This window comes from Cocleimonas sp. KMM 6892, from assembly GCF_035798195.1.
Taxonomy (GTDB): domain Bacteria; phylum Pseudomonadota; class Gammaproteobacteria; order Thiotrichales; family Thiotrichaceae; genus Cocleimonas; species Cocleimonas flava.
Genome location: NZ_JAPFBV010000002.1, coordinates 721,600 through 737,344, shown reverse-complemented (window position 1 = coordinate 737,344; position 15,745 = coordinate 721,600). Strand labels below are relative to the sequence as shown.

The 15,745-nt window shown below is 39.6% G+C and carries 12 protein-coding genes and 4 tRNA genes; 7 read left to right on the top strand and 9 right to left on the bottom strand.

Annotated elements, in window-relative coordinates; genetic code table 11:
• Window positions 1-57: 57 nt before the first annotated feature.
• The 3 genes from OO007_RS08850 to dksA form a co-directional block, all read right to left on the bottom strand.
• Window positions 58-1,032, bottom strand: a complete 975-nt coding sequence (locus tag OO007_RS08850; RefSeq protein ID WP_325808525.1) for a hypothetical protein — start codon at window positions 1,030-1,032, stop codon at window positions 58-60.
• Window positions 1,033-1,104: 72 nt separating this feature from the next.
• Window positions 1,105-2,052 (bottom strand): tRNA glutamyl-Q(34) synthetase GluQRS, encoded by a 948-nt coding sequence (gene gluQRS, locus OO007_RS08845; RefSeq protein WP_325808524.1) that lies wholly within the window; start codon window positions 2,050-2,052, stop codon window positions 1,105-1,107.
• Window positions 2,053-2,263: 211 nt separating this feature from the next.
• Window positions 2,264-2,713 (bottom strand): RNA polymerase-binding protein DksA, encoded by a 450-nt coding sequence (dksA, locus tag OO007_RS08840; RefSeq protein ID WP_131905114.1) that lies wholly within the window; start codon window positions 2,711-2,713, stop codon window positions 2,264-2,266.
• 287 nt (window positions 2,714-3,000) lie between these two features.
• Here dksA and ligA point away from each other — a divergent pair, with 287 nt between their 5' ends.
• The 5 genes from ligA to OO007_RS08815 all read left to right on the top strand — a co-directional run bounded on the left by ligA (window position 3,001) and on the right by OO007_RS08815 (window position 5,901).
• Window positions 3,001-5,058 carry an NAD-dependent DNA ligase LigA gene (gene ligA / locus OO007_RS08835; RefSeq protein WP_325808523.1) on the top strand — a complete coding sequence of 686 codons (2,058 nt, stop codon included), beginning with the start codon at window positions 3,001-3,003 and terminating at the stop codon, window positions 5,056-5,058.
• A 75-nt stretch (window positions 5,059-5,133) separates the two neighbouring features.
• A tRNA-Gly gene (locus OO007_RS08830) sits at window positions 5,134-5,209 on the top strand.
• Window positions 5,210-5,463: 254 nt separating this feature from the next.
• Window positions 5,464-5,536 (top strand) — tRNA-Cys (locus OO007_RS08825).
• Between the two features lie 123 nt (window positions 5,537-5,659).
• A tRNA-Cys gene (locus tag OO007_RS08820) sits at window positions 5,660-5,733 on the top strand.
• A gap of 81 nt (window positions 5,734-5,814) precedes the next feature.
• Window positions 5,815-5,901: transfer RNA gene (locus OO007_RS08815), tRNA-Leu, on the top strand.
• A gap of 126 nt (window positions 5,902-6,027) precedes the next feature.
• On the opposite strand, the gene OO007_RS08810 is transcribed toward OO007_RS08815, so the two are convergent.
• From OO007_RS08810 to OO007_RS08795, 4 genes are all read right to left on the bottom strand, one after another.
• Window positions 6,028-6,414: an Hsp20/alpha crystallin family protein gene (locus OO007_RS08810; protein WP_325808522.1), complete on the bottom strand. Its 387-nt coding sequence runs from the start codon at window positions 6,412-6,414 to the stop codon at window positions 6,028-6,030.
• 25 nt (window positions 6,415-6,439) lie between these two features.
• Window positions 6,440-7,801, bottom strand: a complete 1,362-nt coding sequence (locus OO007_RS08805; RefSeq protein ID WP_325808521.1) for a hypothetical protein — start codon at window positions 7,799-7,801, stop codon at window positions 6,440-6,442.
• A 66-nt stretch (window positions 7,802-7,867) separates the two neighbouring features.
• Entirely contained in the window at window positions 7,868-8,305 is a 438-nt protein-coding gene (locus tag OO007_RS08800; protein WP_325808520.1) for a hypothetical protein, read from the bottom strand.
• A 60-nt stretch (window positions 8,306-8,365) separates the two neighbouring features.
• The gene (locus tag OO007_RS08795) at window positions 8,366-8,713 is read right to left on the bottom strand and encodes a hypothetical protein (protein ID WP_325808519.1); all 348 of its coding nucleotides are present in this window, start codon (window positions 8,711-8,713) and stop codon (window positions 8,366-8,368) included.
• Between the two features lie 576 nt (window positions 8,714-9,289).
• Between OO007_RS08795 and OO007_RS08790 the strand changes: the two genes are divergently transcribed.
• On the top strand, window positions 9,290-10,702 hold the full coding sequence (locus OO007_RS08790; RefSeq protein WP_325808518.1) for an L-serine ammonia-lyase: 1,413 nt from the start codon (window positions 9,290-9,292) through the stop codon (window positions 10,700-10,702).
• Window positions 10,703-10,763: 61 nt separating this feature from the next.
• Here the strand turns inward: OO007_RS08790 and aat are convergent, their stop codons facing one another.
• Together aat and trxB are read right to left on the bottom strand one after the other, a co-directional pair.
• A complete protein-coding gene (aat, locus tag OO007_RS08785; RefSeq protein ID WP_325808517.1) occupies window positions 10,764-11,528 on the bottom strand; it encodes a leucyl/phenylalanyl-tRNA--protein transferase in 765 nt (254 codons plus the stop codon).
• A 27-nt stretch (window positions 11,529-11,555) separates the two neighbouring features.
• Window positions 11,556-12,515, bottom strand: coding sequence for a thioredoxin-disulfide reductase (gene trxB / locus OO007_RS08780; protein ID WP_131905146.1), 960 nt, complete (start codon window positions 12,513-12,515; stop codon window positions 11,556-11,558).
• A gap of 513 nt (window positions 12,516-13,028) precedes the next feature.
• Here trxB and OO007_RS08775 point away from each other — a divergent pair.
• A complete protein-coding gene (locus OO007_RS08775; RefSeq protein ID WP_325808516.1) occupies window positions 13,029-15,737 on the top strand; it encodes a DNA translocase FtsK in 2,709 nt (902 codons plus the stop codon).
• The last annotated feature ends 8 nt before the right edge of the window (window positions 15,738-15,745 follow it).

Below are 15,745 nucleotides of genomic sequence, written 5' to 3'. Positions count from 1 at the left end.
TATTGAGTTACGTTAAAGCATTAAATGTAAATTATTATTATCGAACCAGTGAGTCAATTATGTCGGTTCTGGGTAGACTAAATATTTATTAAATGTTTTGTCACTGATTGCTTTTGCTAGTCTGACTAAAATGGCGGTTAGTAATAAGGCAAATAATACGCGGAAATAGAGCGCCCCAGTAATATCTGCACCAAGTAACATGATGAGTAATGTGTCCTCGATAATGCTGTGGCATAAAGCTAACAGCGTAAGTGATCCGAAAATATCCATTTTGGATATACGTCCACTTTTTGCTTCATTGATTAAAAGTGACCCGCCATAAACAACGCCAAGCGTAATACCGATAATAGTGATTGAGGTGGTTTTTTCGCCTAAGCCTAATAGCTTTAATACAGGTTTGAGTAACCAGCTCATGAGTTTTTCAATCCCACTGCTTTTTAGTAACCGTAAAAAGATAACCAAAGCGCTGATAACAAGAAATACCTTAAATAATGTTTCTAATTGCAACATTAACCATCCCATTAATGAGTCATCTGTGCTGACTTCGGGGTTGAATAACGAGGTGCTTGGTGTGTCTAAGTATCCACCTAAGCTGTAAACTTTGTGACAGATAAAGCCTAAAAGTAACGCGCCACCTACACGCAATAACAATAAGTAAATTACTCGAACGCCTGCTTTTTGAGCGATGCGTAACTCAATAGGTAAAGCATGTGCATATAACATCATCGCACCAAGTACGGTAACTTGGGCGACTGTTAAAGGTTGCTCAATAGGCATGGTGACGTAGATGATCATGCCGCCGTAGATATTACTGATTAAGGTTGTCGCCCAGACCAAGCCCATAGAGGCAGGTAAGCCAACCATTTGCATAATGGGTTCAAGGATAATGCCTATATATTCAATGCCACCCAGTTCTTCAATGATTTTGACAACGATAATGATAGGGATCATTAGCTTGAATAAGTTGTACGTGATAGCAAAGATTTCTATCACCAGGCTTTTCAGCCAGCTTATAAAGACGGTGTATTGCATAAGGTATATTTCATAAAGAAGTCAAAAATAAATTCCTATTTAATGTATTCGCATTAAATGAAGACTGGAAGTCTAGGTGAATTTAGTAGGTTTTGTCATGACTTTTGGAATTTTGTCATTATCCCAATGTTGAAAAGCCCATTTCCATAAATCATTTATTGATTCGAGGTCAGAACGTTTCGGTGGATTCTGTCCCAGAAATTCAAGCGAGGCTAGTAATGATTCCAGTTTTTTATCGCTTGAGTCATTATCTGTGAGCACAGGTGGGGAATGATTTTGTTTGCTGAGTTTTTTGCCATCAGCTGTAACTGCTGTAGGAAAATGCAAGTATTCTGGTTGTGGATAACCGAGTAACTGCTGTAAAAAGACTTGTCTTGGTGTGTTGTCTAATATATCTGAACCACGAACCACTTGATTGATTTCTTGAAAAGCATCATCGACAACAACGGCTAACTGATAAGCAAATAAGCCATCTCTTCGTTTTAAAATAAAATCACCAATTTCCTGTTCTATGCTTTGGCAGATAATGTCGGGCTGACATAGATCTTGGAAACATATTTCCTGTTTGTTGGTTTTTACCCTGATGCTGGGATTTTGTATGTCCGGATTGTTAATACCATTTCTACAAATGCCAGGATAGAGGTAACCGTAGGTGCTAATGTCTGATAAAGACTGCAGGTATTTACGTGTACAACTACAGGGATAAATGTGATCAGATATTCGTTCTAAAGCAGTTTGATATCGTTCTGTTTGTTCGCTTTGAAAAAGGATATCCCCATCCCATATAAAACCAAAAGACTCAAGCGTTTGAATAATGGATTTTGACGCGCCTGGTTGTTCGCGCTGAGTGTCAACATCTTCAATTCTTAAAAACCATTTGCCGTTGTTTTGTGTTTTTGCCGCTAGATAGCTGGCAACGGCAGCGACCAAAGAGCCAAAATGCAAAGGTCCGGTGGGTGAGGGGGCAAATCTGCCTATGACTGAATTGATTTTCTTTTGTGATTGATAATTAAAACCCATTGATACACGTTAGATGATCTAAGTACTAAAAACAATGTTCGCTTTAATTTAACAATTATTCAGCAGCAATATCTGAATGATAAAAGTCACCGTTAAAAAAAATCCCTGTAAGTAGGGGGGTGACTAATGCACATAATTTAATCCAAAAAAAAGGAGTGACAGCTGAAACCGTCACTCCTTTTGAGATTGATGTAATCCTGATTAAATCAAGTTAAGCGATTTGCTTTTCTTTGATCTCTTCTGTTGTTTTACAGTCAATGCAAAGTTCTGCAGTCGGACGAACTTCTAGACGTTGTAGTCCAATTTCTATGCCACATGCATCACAGTAGCCGTAGTCATCGTTGTCTACACGTGTAATCGTTTTGTCGATTTTACGTACCAGTTTGCGTTCTCTGTCGCGTGCACGCAATTCAAGCGTAAACTCTTCTTCTTGAGTTGCTCTGTCAGCAGGGTCAGAAAAGTTACTCGCTTCTTCTTGCATGTGGCCCATGGTGCGATCTACTTCTTCCATGAGTGCTTTTTTCCAGGCAATTAAGATACTTCTAAAGTGCGCAAGTTGGTTTTCATTCATATATTCCTCATCTTTCTTAGGAACATAAGGCTCAATACCGTCAACAGGTAAAGCGGACTTGCGTGTTATTGGCGTGTTATTTGTTGCCATACTTCTACGTCTCCTTGTTTGCATTTTGCTTACCATAATTATAAATGTAACCATGTTGCGGCAAAATTTTACGCGCGTATTGTACCTGAATTTTCTGTTAGGTAAATTAATACTTTCAATCAAGTATTTTTAAGTTATAAGTTATTCATAACATTAGTCTTAATCAGTTTAATATTGATATACTTTTCTACTAACGGGGCTTTTACTGCGCTTATTGACTGTTTGATCAGTGCCGATACAGCATTCAAAGGCCATAAAGTTGAATCTTTACTGAAGAAATCCTCCCTATGTCTAAACAAGTATTACCCAATGTACCTGAGTCTGTAAAACAGCGTGTTGCAGAACTTCACGAAATTTTACACTACCATAATCATCGTTATTACGTTCTTGATGACCCTGAGCTTCCTGATGCCGAATACGATAAATTATTGCGTGAGTTGCAAGATATAGAAGAAAAATACCCAGAAACGTTAACCGTAGAATCTCCTACACAGCGTGTTGGTGCTCTGCCACTCAGCGAATTTACGCAGGTAAAACACTTGGTGCCGATGTTATCGCTAGGTAATGCGTTCAATGAAGAAGAAGTATTGGCCTTTGAAAAACGTTTGTTAGATAAATTGGGTGAAAAGGATATTACCATCGAGTATAGCGTTGAACCCAAGCTTGATGGATTGGCAGTGAGTTTATTGTATGAAAACGGCGTGTTGGTTCAGGCTGCTACCCGAGGTGATGGCGAAACAGGGGAGAACATAACAGAAAATGTCAGAACCATTAGACAGGTGCCACTTAAATTAAGCGGCAAAAATATTCCACAACGACTAGAAGTGCGTGGCGAAGTGTATATGCCGAAGGCTTCATTCGAAGCGTTAAACAATAAAGCCAGAGAAAATGGCGACAAAACCTTTGTAAACCCGAGAAATGCAGCCGCAGGAAGTTTGAGACAGCTCGATTCGAGAATCACAGCTTCACGAAATCTTGCTATGTATTGTTATGCCACAGGTTTAATCGAAGGGGGGACGTTAGCCGCTAATCATAGCGATGCTATGAAACAATTGGCAGACTGGGGCTTGCCAATCTGTCCTGAGAATAAAGTCGTATCAGGAGCGGCAGGGTGCCTGGAATATTATAACGAGATCGGCGGCAAGCGAGATAGCTTGTCTTACGAGATAGACGGTGTCGTGTTCAAAGTGAATTCTCTGGAATTGCAAAATAAGTTAGGTTTTGTGAGTAGGGCACCTCGTTGGGCAATTGCCCATAAATTTCCTGCTCAGGAACAAATGACGTTAATAAACGATGTAGAGTTCCAGGTCGGAAGAACAGGCGCATTAACACCCGTAGCTCGTTTAGAACCGGTTTTTGTTGGTGGCGTCACTGTTACCAATGCAACCTTGCATAATATGGACGAGATCAAACGTAAAGACGTACGAATAGGTGATACCGTCATCGTAAGAAGAGCAGGGGATGTGATACCGGAAGTGGCTAGAATCGTCCCTGATAAACGCCCAGCGGACGCTAAGGAAATAGTAATACCCTCGCACTGTCCTGTATGCGATTCTACCGTCGAACTTATTGAGGGAGAGGCTGTTGCTCGCTGTACAGGAGGTTTATTTTGCCCTGCACAAAGAAAAGAAGCGATAAAGCATTTTGCCTCACGTAAAGCGCTGGATATTGATGGGCTAGGCGATAAGTTGGTTGAACAGTTATTCGATGAGAAATTAATTAAAAATGTCAGCGATTTATTTAGTTTAGATGTAGAGAGTTTAATCAAGTTAGAACGCATGGGTGAAAAATCTGCGCAAAACCTGATCAAGGCCCTAGATGATAGTAAGCATCCAGTGCTTGCCAGGTTTATCTATTCATTGGGTATAAGAGAAGTGGGTGAAACGACCGCCAAATCATTGGCAAATCATTACTATTCGTTAGAAGCAATAAAAGCAGCCGATTTAGATAGCCTGCAAGGCGTTGATGATGTTGGTCCTATAGTTGCCAACCATATCGTCACTTTCTTCCAGCAAGAGCACAACAATGAAGTTATACAGGCTTTGTTGGATGCGGGAGTTGAACCTCAAAATCCAGAAAAAAGACAATCAACAGAAAGTTTACCTCTAGCTGGGAATACCTACGTGCTAACTGGAACACTTGAAAAACTGAAACGAAATGAAGCAAAAGAACAATTAGAAGCATTAGGTGCAAAAGTAAGTGGCAGTATTTCAAAAAATACTACAACTTTATTTGCAGGAGAAAAAGCAGGTTCAAAGCTCACAAAAGCCGAGGAATTAGGCGTTCCGGTATCTGACGAAAATGAGTTGATAAATCTTTTAAAAAAATTGCATTCAGATGCTTGACAGTTTTTAAAAGTAACCTTAATATACGCGCCTCGTTGAGACGGCTCTGGTGGCATGAGTTGTTGATGATACGAAGCGGGTGTAGCTCAGCTGGTAGAGCACGACCTTGCCAAGGTCGGGGTCACGAGTTCGAATCTCGTTACCCGCTCCAAATACAAAAGCCAATCATTTTATTATGATTGGCTTTTTTGTTTCTTGAGTGTTACTTCATGGTTTAAGAAGGAATATTTAAGAAATAATGTAGAGATTATTCAGTGTTTTTTATTATTAGTTTCTTAGAGATGATGATGAAAATAGGTGCTGAAAATTTATACAAATTACTTACCCTCCAATGGTCGTCATAAAAGGTGCCGTTGATCATGGTGAGTATAGTTTGAGCAAAGGCTTTTATTTATATTTGTTCACGGCTGGATGGCAGAGTGTTATGCAACGACCTGCAACGTCGGATACCCTGGTTTAATTCCAGGTCCAGCCTCCAAATTTAAATAAGAAAGCCTTAGGATTAATCATTCTAGGGCTTTTTTATTGAAGTAACAAAAAGGTTTGAAATAGGCATTCCATCCGTTAATTTTTGATGCTATCATCCCGCCCCTAGTGAAAAGGTTGAGTAGCAAAATGGTTATGCAGCGGTTTGCAAAACCGCCTATCCCGGTTCGATTCCGGGCTCAACCTCCACTTTTTTAAAAGTGTAATTGAAACAGTGTTAGCCAAACACTTAAAACTTAGGCTAGATTTATAAGACCATCTAAGTAGTATGCCCAGGTGGCGAAATTGGTAGACGCAAGGGACTTAAAATCCCTCGGTGGCAACACCGTGCCGGTTCGATTCCGGCCCTGGGCACCATTACTAACAAAGTTAAATCTTTCTTTGTTCTTGCAATAATTCTCTTATGTTCATAAGCAATATTCTAAAACTGTAAATTAAAACTCATATTTTGTTCTGGGTTTTTGTAGAGTGTACTTGAATCTATTAGTGTGTCTTTTGATTTATTTTGGGGATAGTAAACACAACGAGTTTGTTTGAGTTGACTCTCTTTAGGTGTTGCAGAGCTGCGTCATTTGGAAATTGATAAGAGTAATTTATAAACTGCCCACCTGCTATAGCATTGCCGGATATCATGCCGCCATTTTGTGCAGTGATTTGTAATCCTGTTTCAATTATTTTTACTTTGAGTTGAGATGATTCAATTCCATCAATGTGTATTTTTAGATGATAAGCTTTATCACTTTCAGTTCGTTCGCTTGAAATAGACAAAGAGTTAACTGACGAGCCCGAAAAAGCGATATCTGCATAAGTCACAAACAAAATAGTGCTTGTTAAAACAAGCACTATTAGTTTTGAAATATAATTAATCATCTTTGTTTTGTTTTAATCGACCAGTTTACTTTCTCCAGCGAGCCCCTTTTTCAATAGGAACATTTAACCATAATGCTAGGTAAGTATTAGCACCCAACATATTGTCATTAGGACTTATGATTCTTGCCTTTACGAAGTCGCTATGTAATCGCTTTAACAGAGCGCTATCAGATAGTTTTGAGTAGCTCCTATCTTTTCTATAATGAGCCAGTATGTCGCGTCGTACAGTTGCTTTTCCGTCAATAGTAGATTTGCTATCAACAACTTTTCCGTTTTCAACTCTACGTTGTACTAGAGTTGTATCTTTTTCGGGGCGTTTTAGAAGTTTTCGAACGCCTTCATCTACATACTCAGCATTGAGAAAATCTGACATAACTTGGTTAATTAATAACTTATCTCGCATATCGACTAGTGAAACCTTACTTTTATTTCTCAGTCTTACTCGAGAGTTACCTCGGTTGAAGTTATGGAAGTCATAAAGTTGATTTGAAGATACTAAATCTTTAAAACCAATTTGTTGTTTGTTATCCGAATTAGGTAAGCACTTCCAATAAGGTACATAAGTGTATCTTCCTAGTGCCTCAATAACTCCCCATTCGATGAGCAAGCGGATAGCTTTGTGTCTAGCATCTACTACAGACCGCTCTCTGCTGTAGCCTATAGAGTTTCCATCAATGCTTAATCCAAAAGAGAGGTCATTACCTTTCTGATAGACCTGTACGGTATTAGTAGAACTACTGTTGTTAACAACATCACCTACATTTGCGCTAGCAATTCTAAAGTCCATTGTCATTCTGGCAACATTGGTGACTTTGTTTGCTGACGCTTCTAAATTTGTTTCGCCACTACCACTTCCAAACTCAAAAGATCCTTCAGTGCTAGTTTTTGTGTTTCTTATAATGCGATCATATTCTGTGAGTGCTCCATAGAGTTGGATAGTGGCATAACTGTAATGAGATGGAGTGAATCGTCCTAAAAATGCATTTTCAGTAGAGTTATTAATACTTTTATATCTAGCAGCATCTAGTAATTCTATGCTGGTTGGAATGTGTGATATTCGGATAGGTCCGCCAATACGAGAGACTAAGCCTAGTGTCATATCGGTAAAGTTATTGGGTATCTCGCTGTCCGGGTAGGTGCTTGAAGAGACGTTGGTAGCATCTTTAACGTCAACAATGGCCACTTTTAATGGTGAGACTTTATTTCCACTTGTTCGATAAGTGGATAACATATCACCAAAACATCCAAGAAAATTAGTCGCTCTCGTTTGAGTGTCAGTTGGGTATTCGAGATGTTTGCTAAACTCATTTTGACGATTTGAGGTTGAGCATGCGCTAATCAATACTGTGATACTCACAACGGTCAGTTTTCTTCTCCACTCTTTCATAATTATATCCTTATGTATTCTTTTATTTTTATGGTTTTAATTCATTTCTAGAGAAGAGAAACAATGCTATCGCTGAATGGCTATTGAATCTCCTTCATTCTGATTTAAAATAATAATGGTGTCAGCAGTAGTGCCTGGGGGGATTATTACTGACCCTGCGGAAGCACTATCTGTTCCAGTGCTACCAGTGAAAATTGCAGTATCTTGTAAGAGCCCTTCAACTGTATCTGTTATCTCACCAACTTCTCTCACTGTTTTTCTTGAGTTATTGACGATGTGAGCAAGAAGAAAGTCTACATTAAATAAACTTGAATCAATTCTTGAATCAAAATTCTCTAATGGAAGTTTTAATGATGGTGGGTCGAATCTACCAGCTAAAGCAGGTGTTGAAAAAATACCAATCGTAAATACAATTGTAGAGACAATAGAGATTTTGATTTTAGAAAATCTAGATAGATTTATGAATTCCGTTTTAGGAGTATAAATGTATGCTTTATTTTTCATTCTTCAATTCCTCTATTGTCTATACAGGTAAGTTATAACTAGTTAATAAACTAGGTTAACTTATCTTGGGCGTGGACCGCCGCCCATTGCAGTATCAACATGAACAGATCCAGCAGTTGCTTGACCAACAGCAATTGCGTTCTTACTTCTGTTCTTTATTTTGTCAAAATCACAAGCACAAGCTCCGCCTGTTAAATAAATAGAACCAGCGATTGCTCGGCCTCCTGAAGAATTAACATTAAATCCAAGAGAGCTAGATGCACCTGTTGAATCTCCGATTGCTAGAGCATTTTTAGATTTATTGCTTAAATCTGTTCCACCGCCTTTACTACCATGGTGTTTTCCAGCAAATGCTGTTGATGAAGTTAAAGCGATAACTACTGCTGCTGTTAATAATTGAATTTTCATAATAATTTCCCTCACAAAATAAATTTAAAATTCAAAAGTAAACAATACTGATTTCCTTCATGTGAACTGTTTACTTTTATCTTACGGTACAAAGAAAGAATGAACTTTTTTCCTCAACCGCAGACAAACTATAATCTTTGTTATCAATATAGTTAATAGCCTAATGGGCTTAATACTTATGTACTAGTACATTCGGGTAATATGGAAATTTATCGTGATTTTAAATATAGTAAATTAAATCAATGAGATAAGTTATTGCTTATATTTTTAGTTCACACTTTGCACTTTTTATTTTGAGTATTTTCGTTCATTTGTGTGACATATTTCACAAAATTTAATGTTCTTCAAAACTTCGAATTTATTGATATGTGCAAAAAAATTTTGAGTAAGACCTTATTTAAAATTAAGTTATTAAAAATAATTTACCTATAAATATAAAAATATTTAGTCTTAAAAAAACAGCTCCAAAGTAGGGGGTGGGTAATTTCATTAACTATTCCTGTTAATGATCATTATTTGACATATATTAGTCTCTTATATTTAAATTTCTGTTTTCAAATCATATAGAGTCGCCGCATGGCTATTAGTATCTTCGATTTATTTAAAATTGGTATAGGACCTTCAAGTTCTCATACTGTGGGTCCCATGGTGGCAGCAAATACTTTTCTTGCAGGTTTGCAAGAGCGGGGGAGTCTGGGTGCTGTAGATAGCATCTCAGTAGATCTTTATGGTTCGCTTGGTGCTACCGGCAAAGGGCACGGCAGTGGCAAGGCAGTGCTTTTGGGTTTGATGGGTGAAAAACCCGATGAAGTTGATGTTACGAAAGTGCCAGATATTTTTAATGAAATTCTTACCTCAAAGAAGATTAAATTGGCAGGTACTGAAACAATCAATTTTGATTACGATGTTGATATTACTTTTCATCGAAAGAAATCCTTACCGTTTCATGCAAATGGCATGATGATCACTGCATGCGATTCTAGCGACGATATTTTACTGGAAAAGATCTATTACTCTGTGGGTGGTGGTTTCGTCGTAGATGATAGTGAGCGCGATCAAGCGCATTCCCCCATTAAACAAAACGACACTGTTTTACCGTATCAGTTTAATACTGGGGATGAGTTGCTCGCACTGTGTAAAAAAGAAAAACTATCTATCAGTGAAATCATGTTGCGCAACGAATGTGTCTGGTTACCAGAAGCAGAAGTACGTGAAAAATTATTAAAAATCTGGAAAGTCATGCAGGAATGCGTAGATGCCGGGTGTAAAAATACGGGTATATTGCCTGGCGGTCTAAAAGTAAAAAGGCGTGCTGCGGAATTATGTCATTCATTAGAAAACAAGCTTACTAATGAACAATATAATCAAGGCAGCATGGATTGGGTGAATTTATTTGCATTAGCGGTAAATGAAGAGAATGCCGCTGGTGGACGTGTTGTTACTGCGCCTACTAATGGTGCTGCAGGCATTATTCCTGCTTTAATACACTATTACGTGCATTTCTGCCGTGCTTATAAACGCGATGGTGAAGATGGGATTGTTAGGTTTTTATTAACAGCGGCTGCAATCGGCATCATCATAAAAGAGAATGCTTCAATCTCTGGAGCTGAAGTAGGTTGTCAGGGTGAAATAGGTTCGGCCTGCGCCATGGCTGCGGCTGGGTTAACAGAAGTGTTAGGTGGCACGCCAGAGCAAATTGAAAACGCAGCTGAGATTGGTATTGAGCATAATCTGGGTTTAACGTGTGATCCTATAGGTGGTTTGGTGCAAGTTCCGTGTATCGAGCGTAATGCAATGGGTTCAGTTAAAGCAATTAATGCGTCCAGGATGGCATTGCGTGGTACTGGCGAACATTTTGTTTCATTCGATAAAGCCGTAGCTACCATGCGAGAAACGGGTAAAGACATGCGTTCTAAATATAAAGAAACGTCACGTGGTGGTTTAGCGATTCAAGTGATAGAAGTGCCAGTTAATATTGTTGAGTGCTAATGAGATAAACAATTAAGTGCTTATCAGTTTATAAAGCCCCTCCCTACTTATAAGGCTTTTTTTATAATGAGTCTTCAGGAATCCAGCGTGATAGATCGATACCTTCTTCAAACTCCCACTTGGGTTGTGTAAAAGCACGACTTGTTTTCAGGATTTGTAAGTATTCGTCTCTTGGGATGTCTATTGCGCCCATGCTGGTAAGGTGAGAATTGGCAATTTGACAGTCTATCACTGAGTAACCCCAGTGCTTAATGTGATACGCCAGAGCAACAAACGCCATTTTAGAAACATCACGTTCTCTGCTGAACATCGATTCGCCACTGAAAACGCCACCAGAAGCTACGCCATACAGGCCACCAACGAGTTTCTCTTCTGCATTCCATATCTCAACACTATGAGCGATACCTTGTTCGAATAAACGTTGATAGGCATCGTGCATTTCATTTGTTATCCATGTACCCCCTGAGAGTGCTCTCGGAGCAGCGCACGCTTTAACTACTGCTGAAAAGTCCGTATCGAATCTAATCGAGTAACCGCTATTGAGATTTTTTCTTATGGATTTTCTAAGGCTTCTACTTATTTTGATAAGTTCGGGAAATAAGACAGCACGTGGATCAGGACACCACCAATAGATCGGTTCATCGGGGTTAAACCACGGAAAAATGCCAGACTTATAGGCATTGATCAAGCGGGTAGGGGAGAGGTCTCCACCAAAGGCGAGTAAGCCATTAGGTTCGTCCCAAGCCATTTCCGCGGGTGGAAATGGCTCGTCACTGGCATGCGGGTCAAGTAAAACTAAAGAAGTCGGTGATTTTTCTGAAGCCATTCTTTTTGCCTATATTCGGATGTTTGTTTAACTCTCTGCTAATTTATCCATAAATTTTTCTGCATCTAAGGCGGCCATACAGCCTGTGCCAGCAGAAGTGATTGCTTGACGATAGACATGGTCCATTACGTCGCCAGCAGCATATACGCCTTCGACGCTCGTTTGGGTCGCGTTTCCAGCAGTGCCGCTATTGACTGAAATGTAACCGCCTTGCATATCAAGTTGTCCTTCGAAGATATCTGTATTGGGTTTGTGTCCAATTGCGATAAACACACCATGAACATCTAGTTCTTGTGTTTCTTCGGTTTTGACGTTTTTAATGCGCATGCCTGTAACGCCTGCATCATCGCCTAAAACTTCCTCTAAAACATTGTCCCACATCAAAGTTATGTTTCCGGTCTCAGCTTTTTTCAGAATCTGGTCACGTAGAATTTTTTCAGAACGTAATTCATCACGACGATGTACAAGGATTACTTCACTGGCAATATTCGATAAGTATAAAGCTTCTTCAACAGCAGTGTTGCCACCACCAATAACTGCAACTTTTTGATTGCGATAAAAGAAACCATCACAGGTAGCACAGGCAGAAACGCCGCGGCCTTTGAATTTTTCTTCAGACTCTAATCCTAAATACATAGCAGATGCGCCAGTACAGATGATGAGTGAATCACAGGTATATTCGTTACTTCCGCCTTTTAATTTCAACGGTCTTGAACTGAAATCTACTGAGGCGATGTAATCAATGATTAATTTGGTGTCGAAGCGTTCAGCATGTTTCTTCATGCGCTCCATTAGTTCGGGGCCTTGTACGCCGTCATTGTCACCTGGCCAGTTATCAACATCTGTAGTTGTCATCAATTGGCCACCTTGTTCCATGCCAGTGATTATTACTGGGTTAAGGTTTGCACGTGCGGCATAAACAGCTGCACTGTAGCCTGCAGGGCCTGATCCTAAGATGATGAGAGGGTGATGTATTGCGTCGCTCATGGTGATGCTCCTGAGTAATCTGTTTATATAATAATTGTTTGGTTTGTACCTCGTTATTTTTGTATAACATAACTGAGGCTATAATATTTCTGGCTATGCTATGTAATGTTCGCATTAAGGTAAAGCAATACTTATTTATTCAAGGTTTCCAAAGCGTATCTATACATTTTTAAAATTTTTTGCTGCCTGTTGAGGAATTAAAACGGATGAACCAAAACATAAGTACTTGAAACTAAGTAAATATAATTTTGTGTAAAAGATTTAAAATCCTAATCCGCGTAGTTTCTATGTAGAAAGCTTCAAATTGGATGTGTTATGTGATAATCTGAAGTCAACATATAAGGGCTTATATGTTAAGCAATTCAGTGTTTTATGGAATACTGTTTATGCATAATTATAAAATAAAACGTAAAGTGTTACTTTAACAACAAAAAAGGAATATGTATTGTTGTCTACCTGGGCATAAAACGGTAGCTGACAAAACGCTTTCCTAAAGGAAATGGGGATTTTCAATTGGCTACCAAAAAAGCGCCGTCTAAGCGAACCACGAGACGTAATACCAAGTCTTCAACGCAATCTAATGAAACATCTGGTACAAATTCTGCTGTAGAGAAGTCAGCCTTAACATCTAAGAAAAAAGGCAGCTTAAAACAAACCAGTATTTTTATATTGTCAGGCGTAACTGCCGTCATCTTACTGGCTTTATTCAGTTACCATCCGGCTGACCCTGGATTGTTTGTTCACGATAGCAATGCTGTCATTCAGAACAAAGCAGGTTCGTTTGGGGCTTATCTGGCTGATGTGTTATTTGGGTTCTTCGGATATTTATCCTATCTGGTACCGATTGCTTTTCTAGTATCCGCATTTTTACTCTTTAGATCCTCTAAAGAACGAAACAATGGCATTAATCTCGGTATTTCTGTGTTTGGTGTGTTCCTTGCGTTAATCGCCGGTTGTGGTTTGGCTATCCTGCTTTGGCCATCTAGTAATCTTGCCTATGGCGCTGGTGGTCTTTTGGGGCAGGGAATTGCTCGAATATTTATGAAAACGCTGGGTGATATCGGCGCAACTATGATTCTGTTTTCTGGTTTTATCGCAGGTGTTACTTTATTTGCAGATATTCAGTGGTTAAAACTGATTGATAAAATTGGCGATACCATCCTTAGCACAATCGAACTCTTTACTAGTAGTAGCCCAAATAAAGAGTCTTACGAGACTGGCACTATCCCTATGTCATTCGAAGCTAATCTTGAACCTCAGAAACAACCAACAAATAATAGTGAATCAGCGAGCATTGCTGGTGCAATAGGTGCCGGTTTATCTGGCATGTTCTTATGGAAAAAATCATCTGCTGATAATGACTCGGGTGTTGGTTTTAATCATCCTCGTTTTGATCCTCTGGATGATATGACAACTAATGCAGACGTAGAGGCTGAGAAACCAAAGAAGGCTAAAAAGAAACTGTTAGAAAAAGCACTAGGCAAAGGTAGAAAACAACGTCAAGAGCCTGTGTTAGGTGTGCCTGACTACATGACGAATGAAGATGACTATCATGAGCAAGATGTCCCTGTTGCTGGTTTAGACGATGTTATCACTGCTAAAAAAGTATCGCCTACAAGTAAGAAAGTATTAAAGCAGGAAGCAGATAGTTATCAAGCACCTGTTCAAAATAATAGACAGGAAAAAGCTGCTGCACCGAGAGTATCTCCTTCTATTTCATTGGATAAGGCAATTACACTGCCGCCAATTAGTTTATTAAACCCACCACCGCAAGGACAGGGGCATTTCTCTAAAGAGCAAATTGAAACACATGCAAGAAATATCGTTGAGACACTAGAGCATTTTGGTGTTCGTGGTGTGCAGATTGATAGCTACTACCCAGGACCGATCATTACACGTTTTGAGCTGTTATTACCTCCGGGAACTAAGGTTAGTAAAATAAGTGGTCTTGCTCAGGATATGGCACGAAGCATGTGTGTTTCGAGTATACGTATTGTTGAAGTTATTAAAGGAAAAACTACTATTGGTCTTGAGGTTCCAAATGACACCAGAGACCTCGTAGCAATCAGTGAAATTCTTGATTCGAATTTATTTAAAGAAGCTAAGTCACCATTGACTATGGTGCTAGGCAAAACGATTGCAGGTAAACCTGCCATCGCTGATCTAGCACGTATGCCTCACTTACTTATTGCTGGTACTACGGGTTCTGGTAAGTCGGTAGGTGTAAATGCAATGCTCATGAGCTTGCTGTATAAGTCGACACCAGATGAAGTTAAACTCATTATGATCGATCCTAAGATGCTTGAATTAAGCATCTACGAAGGTATTCCACATTTACTGACTCCAGTAGTTACTGACATGAAAGATGCCGCTAACAGCTTACGTTGGGCAGTTGGTGAGATGGAACGACGTTATGCCTTGATGTCTCATCTTAAAGTTAGAAACGTTGCTGGTTACAATGGCAAAATAAAAGAAGCGATGGATAAGGGTGAGCCACTGACTGATCCAACTTTCGATCCTACGATGCATGTTGATGTTCGTCCTAGTGTTCTGGAGCCGCTTCCTTCAATCGTAATTGTCATTGATGAATTTGCTGACATGATGATGGTGGTTGGTAAGAAGGTTGAAGAGCTCATCGCACGTTTGGCGCAGAAGGCTCGTGCTGCTGGTATTCATTTAATTCTTGCTACCCAGCGTCCATCGGTAGATGTTATTACCGGTTTGATCAAAGCGAACATTCCTACACGAATTGCATTTCAGGTTTCTACACGCATTGATTCTCGAACTATTCTTGATCAGGGCGGTGCCGAATCCTTACTGGGTCATGGTGACATGTTGTACCTACCTCCAGGTACTGGTTTACCACAACGTGTTCACGGAGCTTTCGTTGATGATAGTGAAGTTGAAGATGTTGTTGCTTATTGGAAGCTACAAGGGGAACCTCAGTACTTAGAAGATGTCATACAAGAAACGGGATCACCAGATGCGATTCCGGGATTGGAGCCTTTGGCTGAATCAGAAACAGATGCGCTTTATGATCAAGCTGTTGCAATTGTTACTGAATCACGAAGAGCCTCGATCTCTTATGTGCAACGTCGCCTAAAGGTAGGTTACAACCGCGCCGCATCAATGATCGAAGATATGGAAGCAGCAGGTGTAGTGAGTGCAGTTCAATCGAATGGAACGCGTGAAGTACTTGCACCTGAGCCTCCTAAAGATTAAGAGACAGA

What these genes read in the sequence shown, in the direction of transcription:
- ligA (WP_325808523.1), top strand. Translation starts at nt 3,001, where the DNA reads ATGTCTAAACAAGTATTACCCAATGTACCTGAGTCTGTAAAACAGCGT.
- aat (WP_325808517.1), bottom strand. Translation starts at nt 11,528, where the DNA reads ATGGCTTCAGAAAAATCACCGACTTCTTTAGTTTTACTTGACCCGCAT.
- OO007_RS08805 (WP_325808521.1), bottom strand. Translation starts at nt 7,801, where the DNA reads ATGAAAGAGTGGAGAAGAAAACTGACCGTTGTGAGTATCACAGTATTG.
- dksA (WP_131905114.1), bottom strand. Translation starts at nt 2,713, where the DNA reads ATGGCAACAAATAACACGCCAATAACACGCAAGTCCGCTTTACCTGTT.
- trxB (WP_131905146.1), bottom strand. Translation starts at nt 12,515, where the DNA reads ATGAGCGACGCAATACATCACCCTCTCATCATCTTAGGATCAGGCCCT.
- gluQRS (WP_325808524.1), bottom strand. Translation starts at nt 2,052, where the DNA reads ATGGGTTTTAATTATCAATCACAAAAGAAAATCAATTCAGTCATAGGC.
- OO007_RS08810 (WP_325808522.1), bottom strand. Translation starts at nt 6,414, where the DNA reads ATGATTAATTATATTTCAAAACTAATAGTGCTTGTTTTAACAAGCACT.
- OO007_RS08790 (WP_325808518.1), top strand. Translation starts at nt 9,290, where the DNA reads ATGGCTATTAGTATCTTCGATTTATTTAAAATTGGTATAGGACCTTCA.
- OO007_RS08800 (WP_325808520.1), bottom strand. Translation starts at nt 8,305, where the DNA reads ATGAAAAATAAAGCATACATTTATACTCCTAAAACGGAATTCATAAAT.
- OO007_RS08850 (WP_325808525.1), bottom strand. Translation starts at nt 1,032, where the DNA reads ATGCAATACACCGTCTTTATAAGCTGGCTGAAAAGCCTGGTGATAGAA.
- OO007_RS08795 (WP_325808519.1), bottom strand. Translation starts at nt 8,713, where the DNA reads ATGAAAATTCAATTATTAACAGCAGCAGTAGTTATCGCTTTAACTTCA.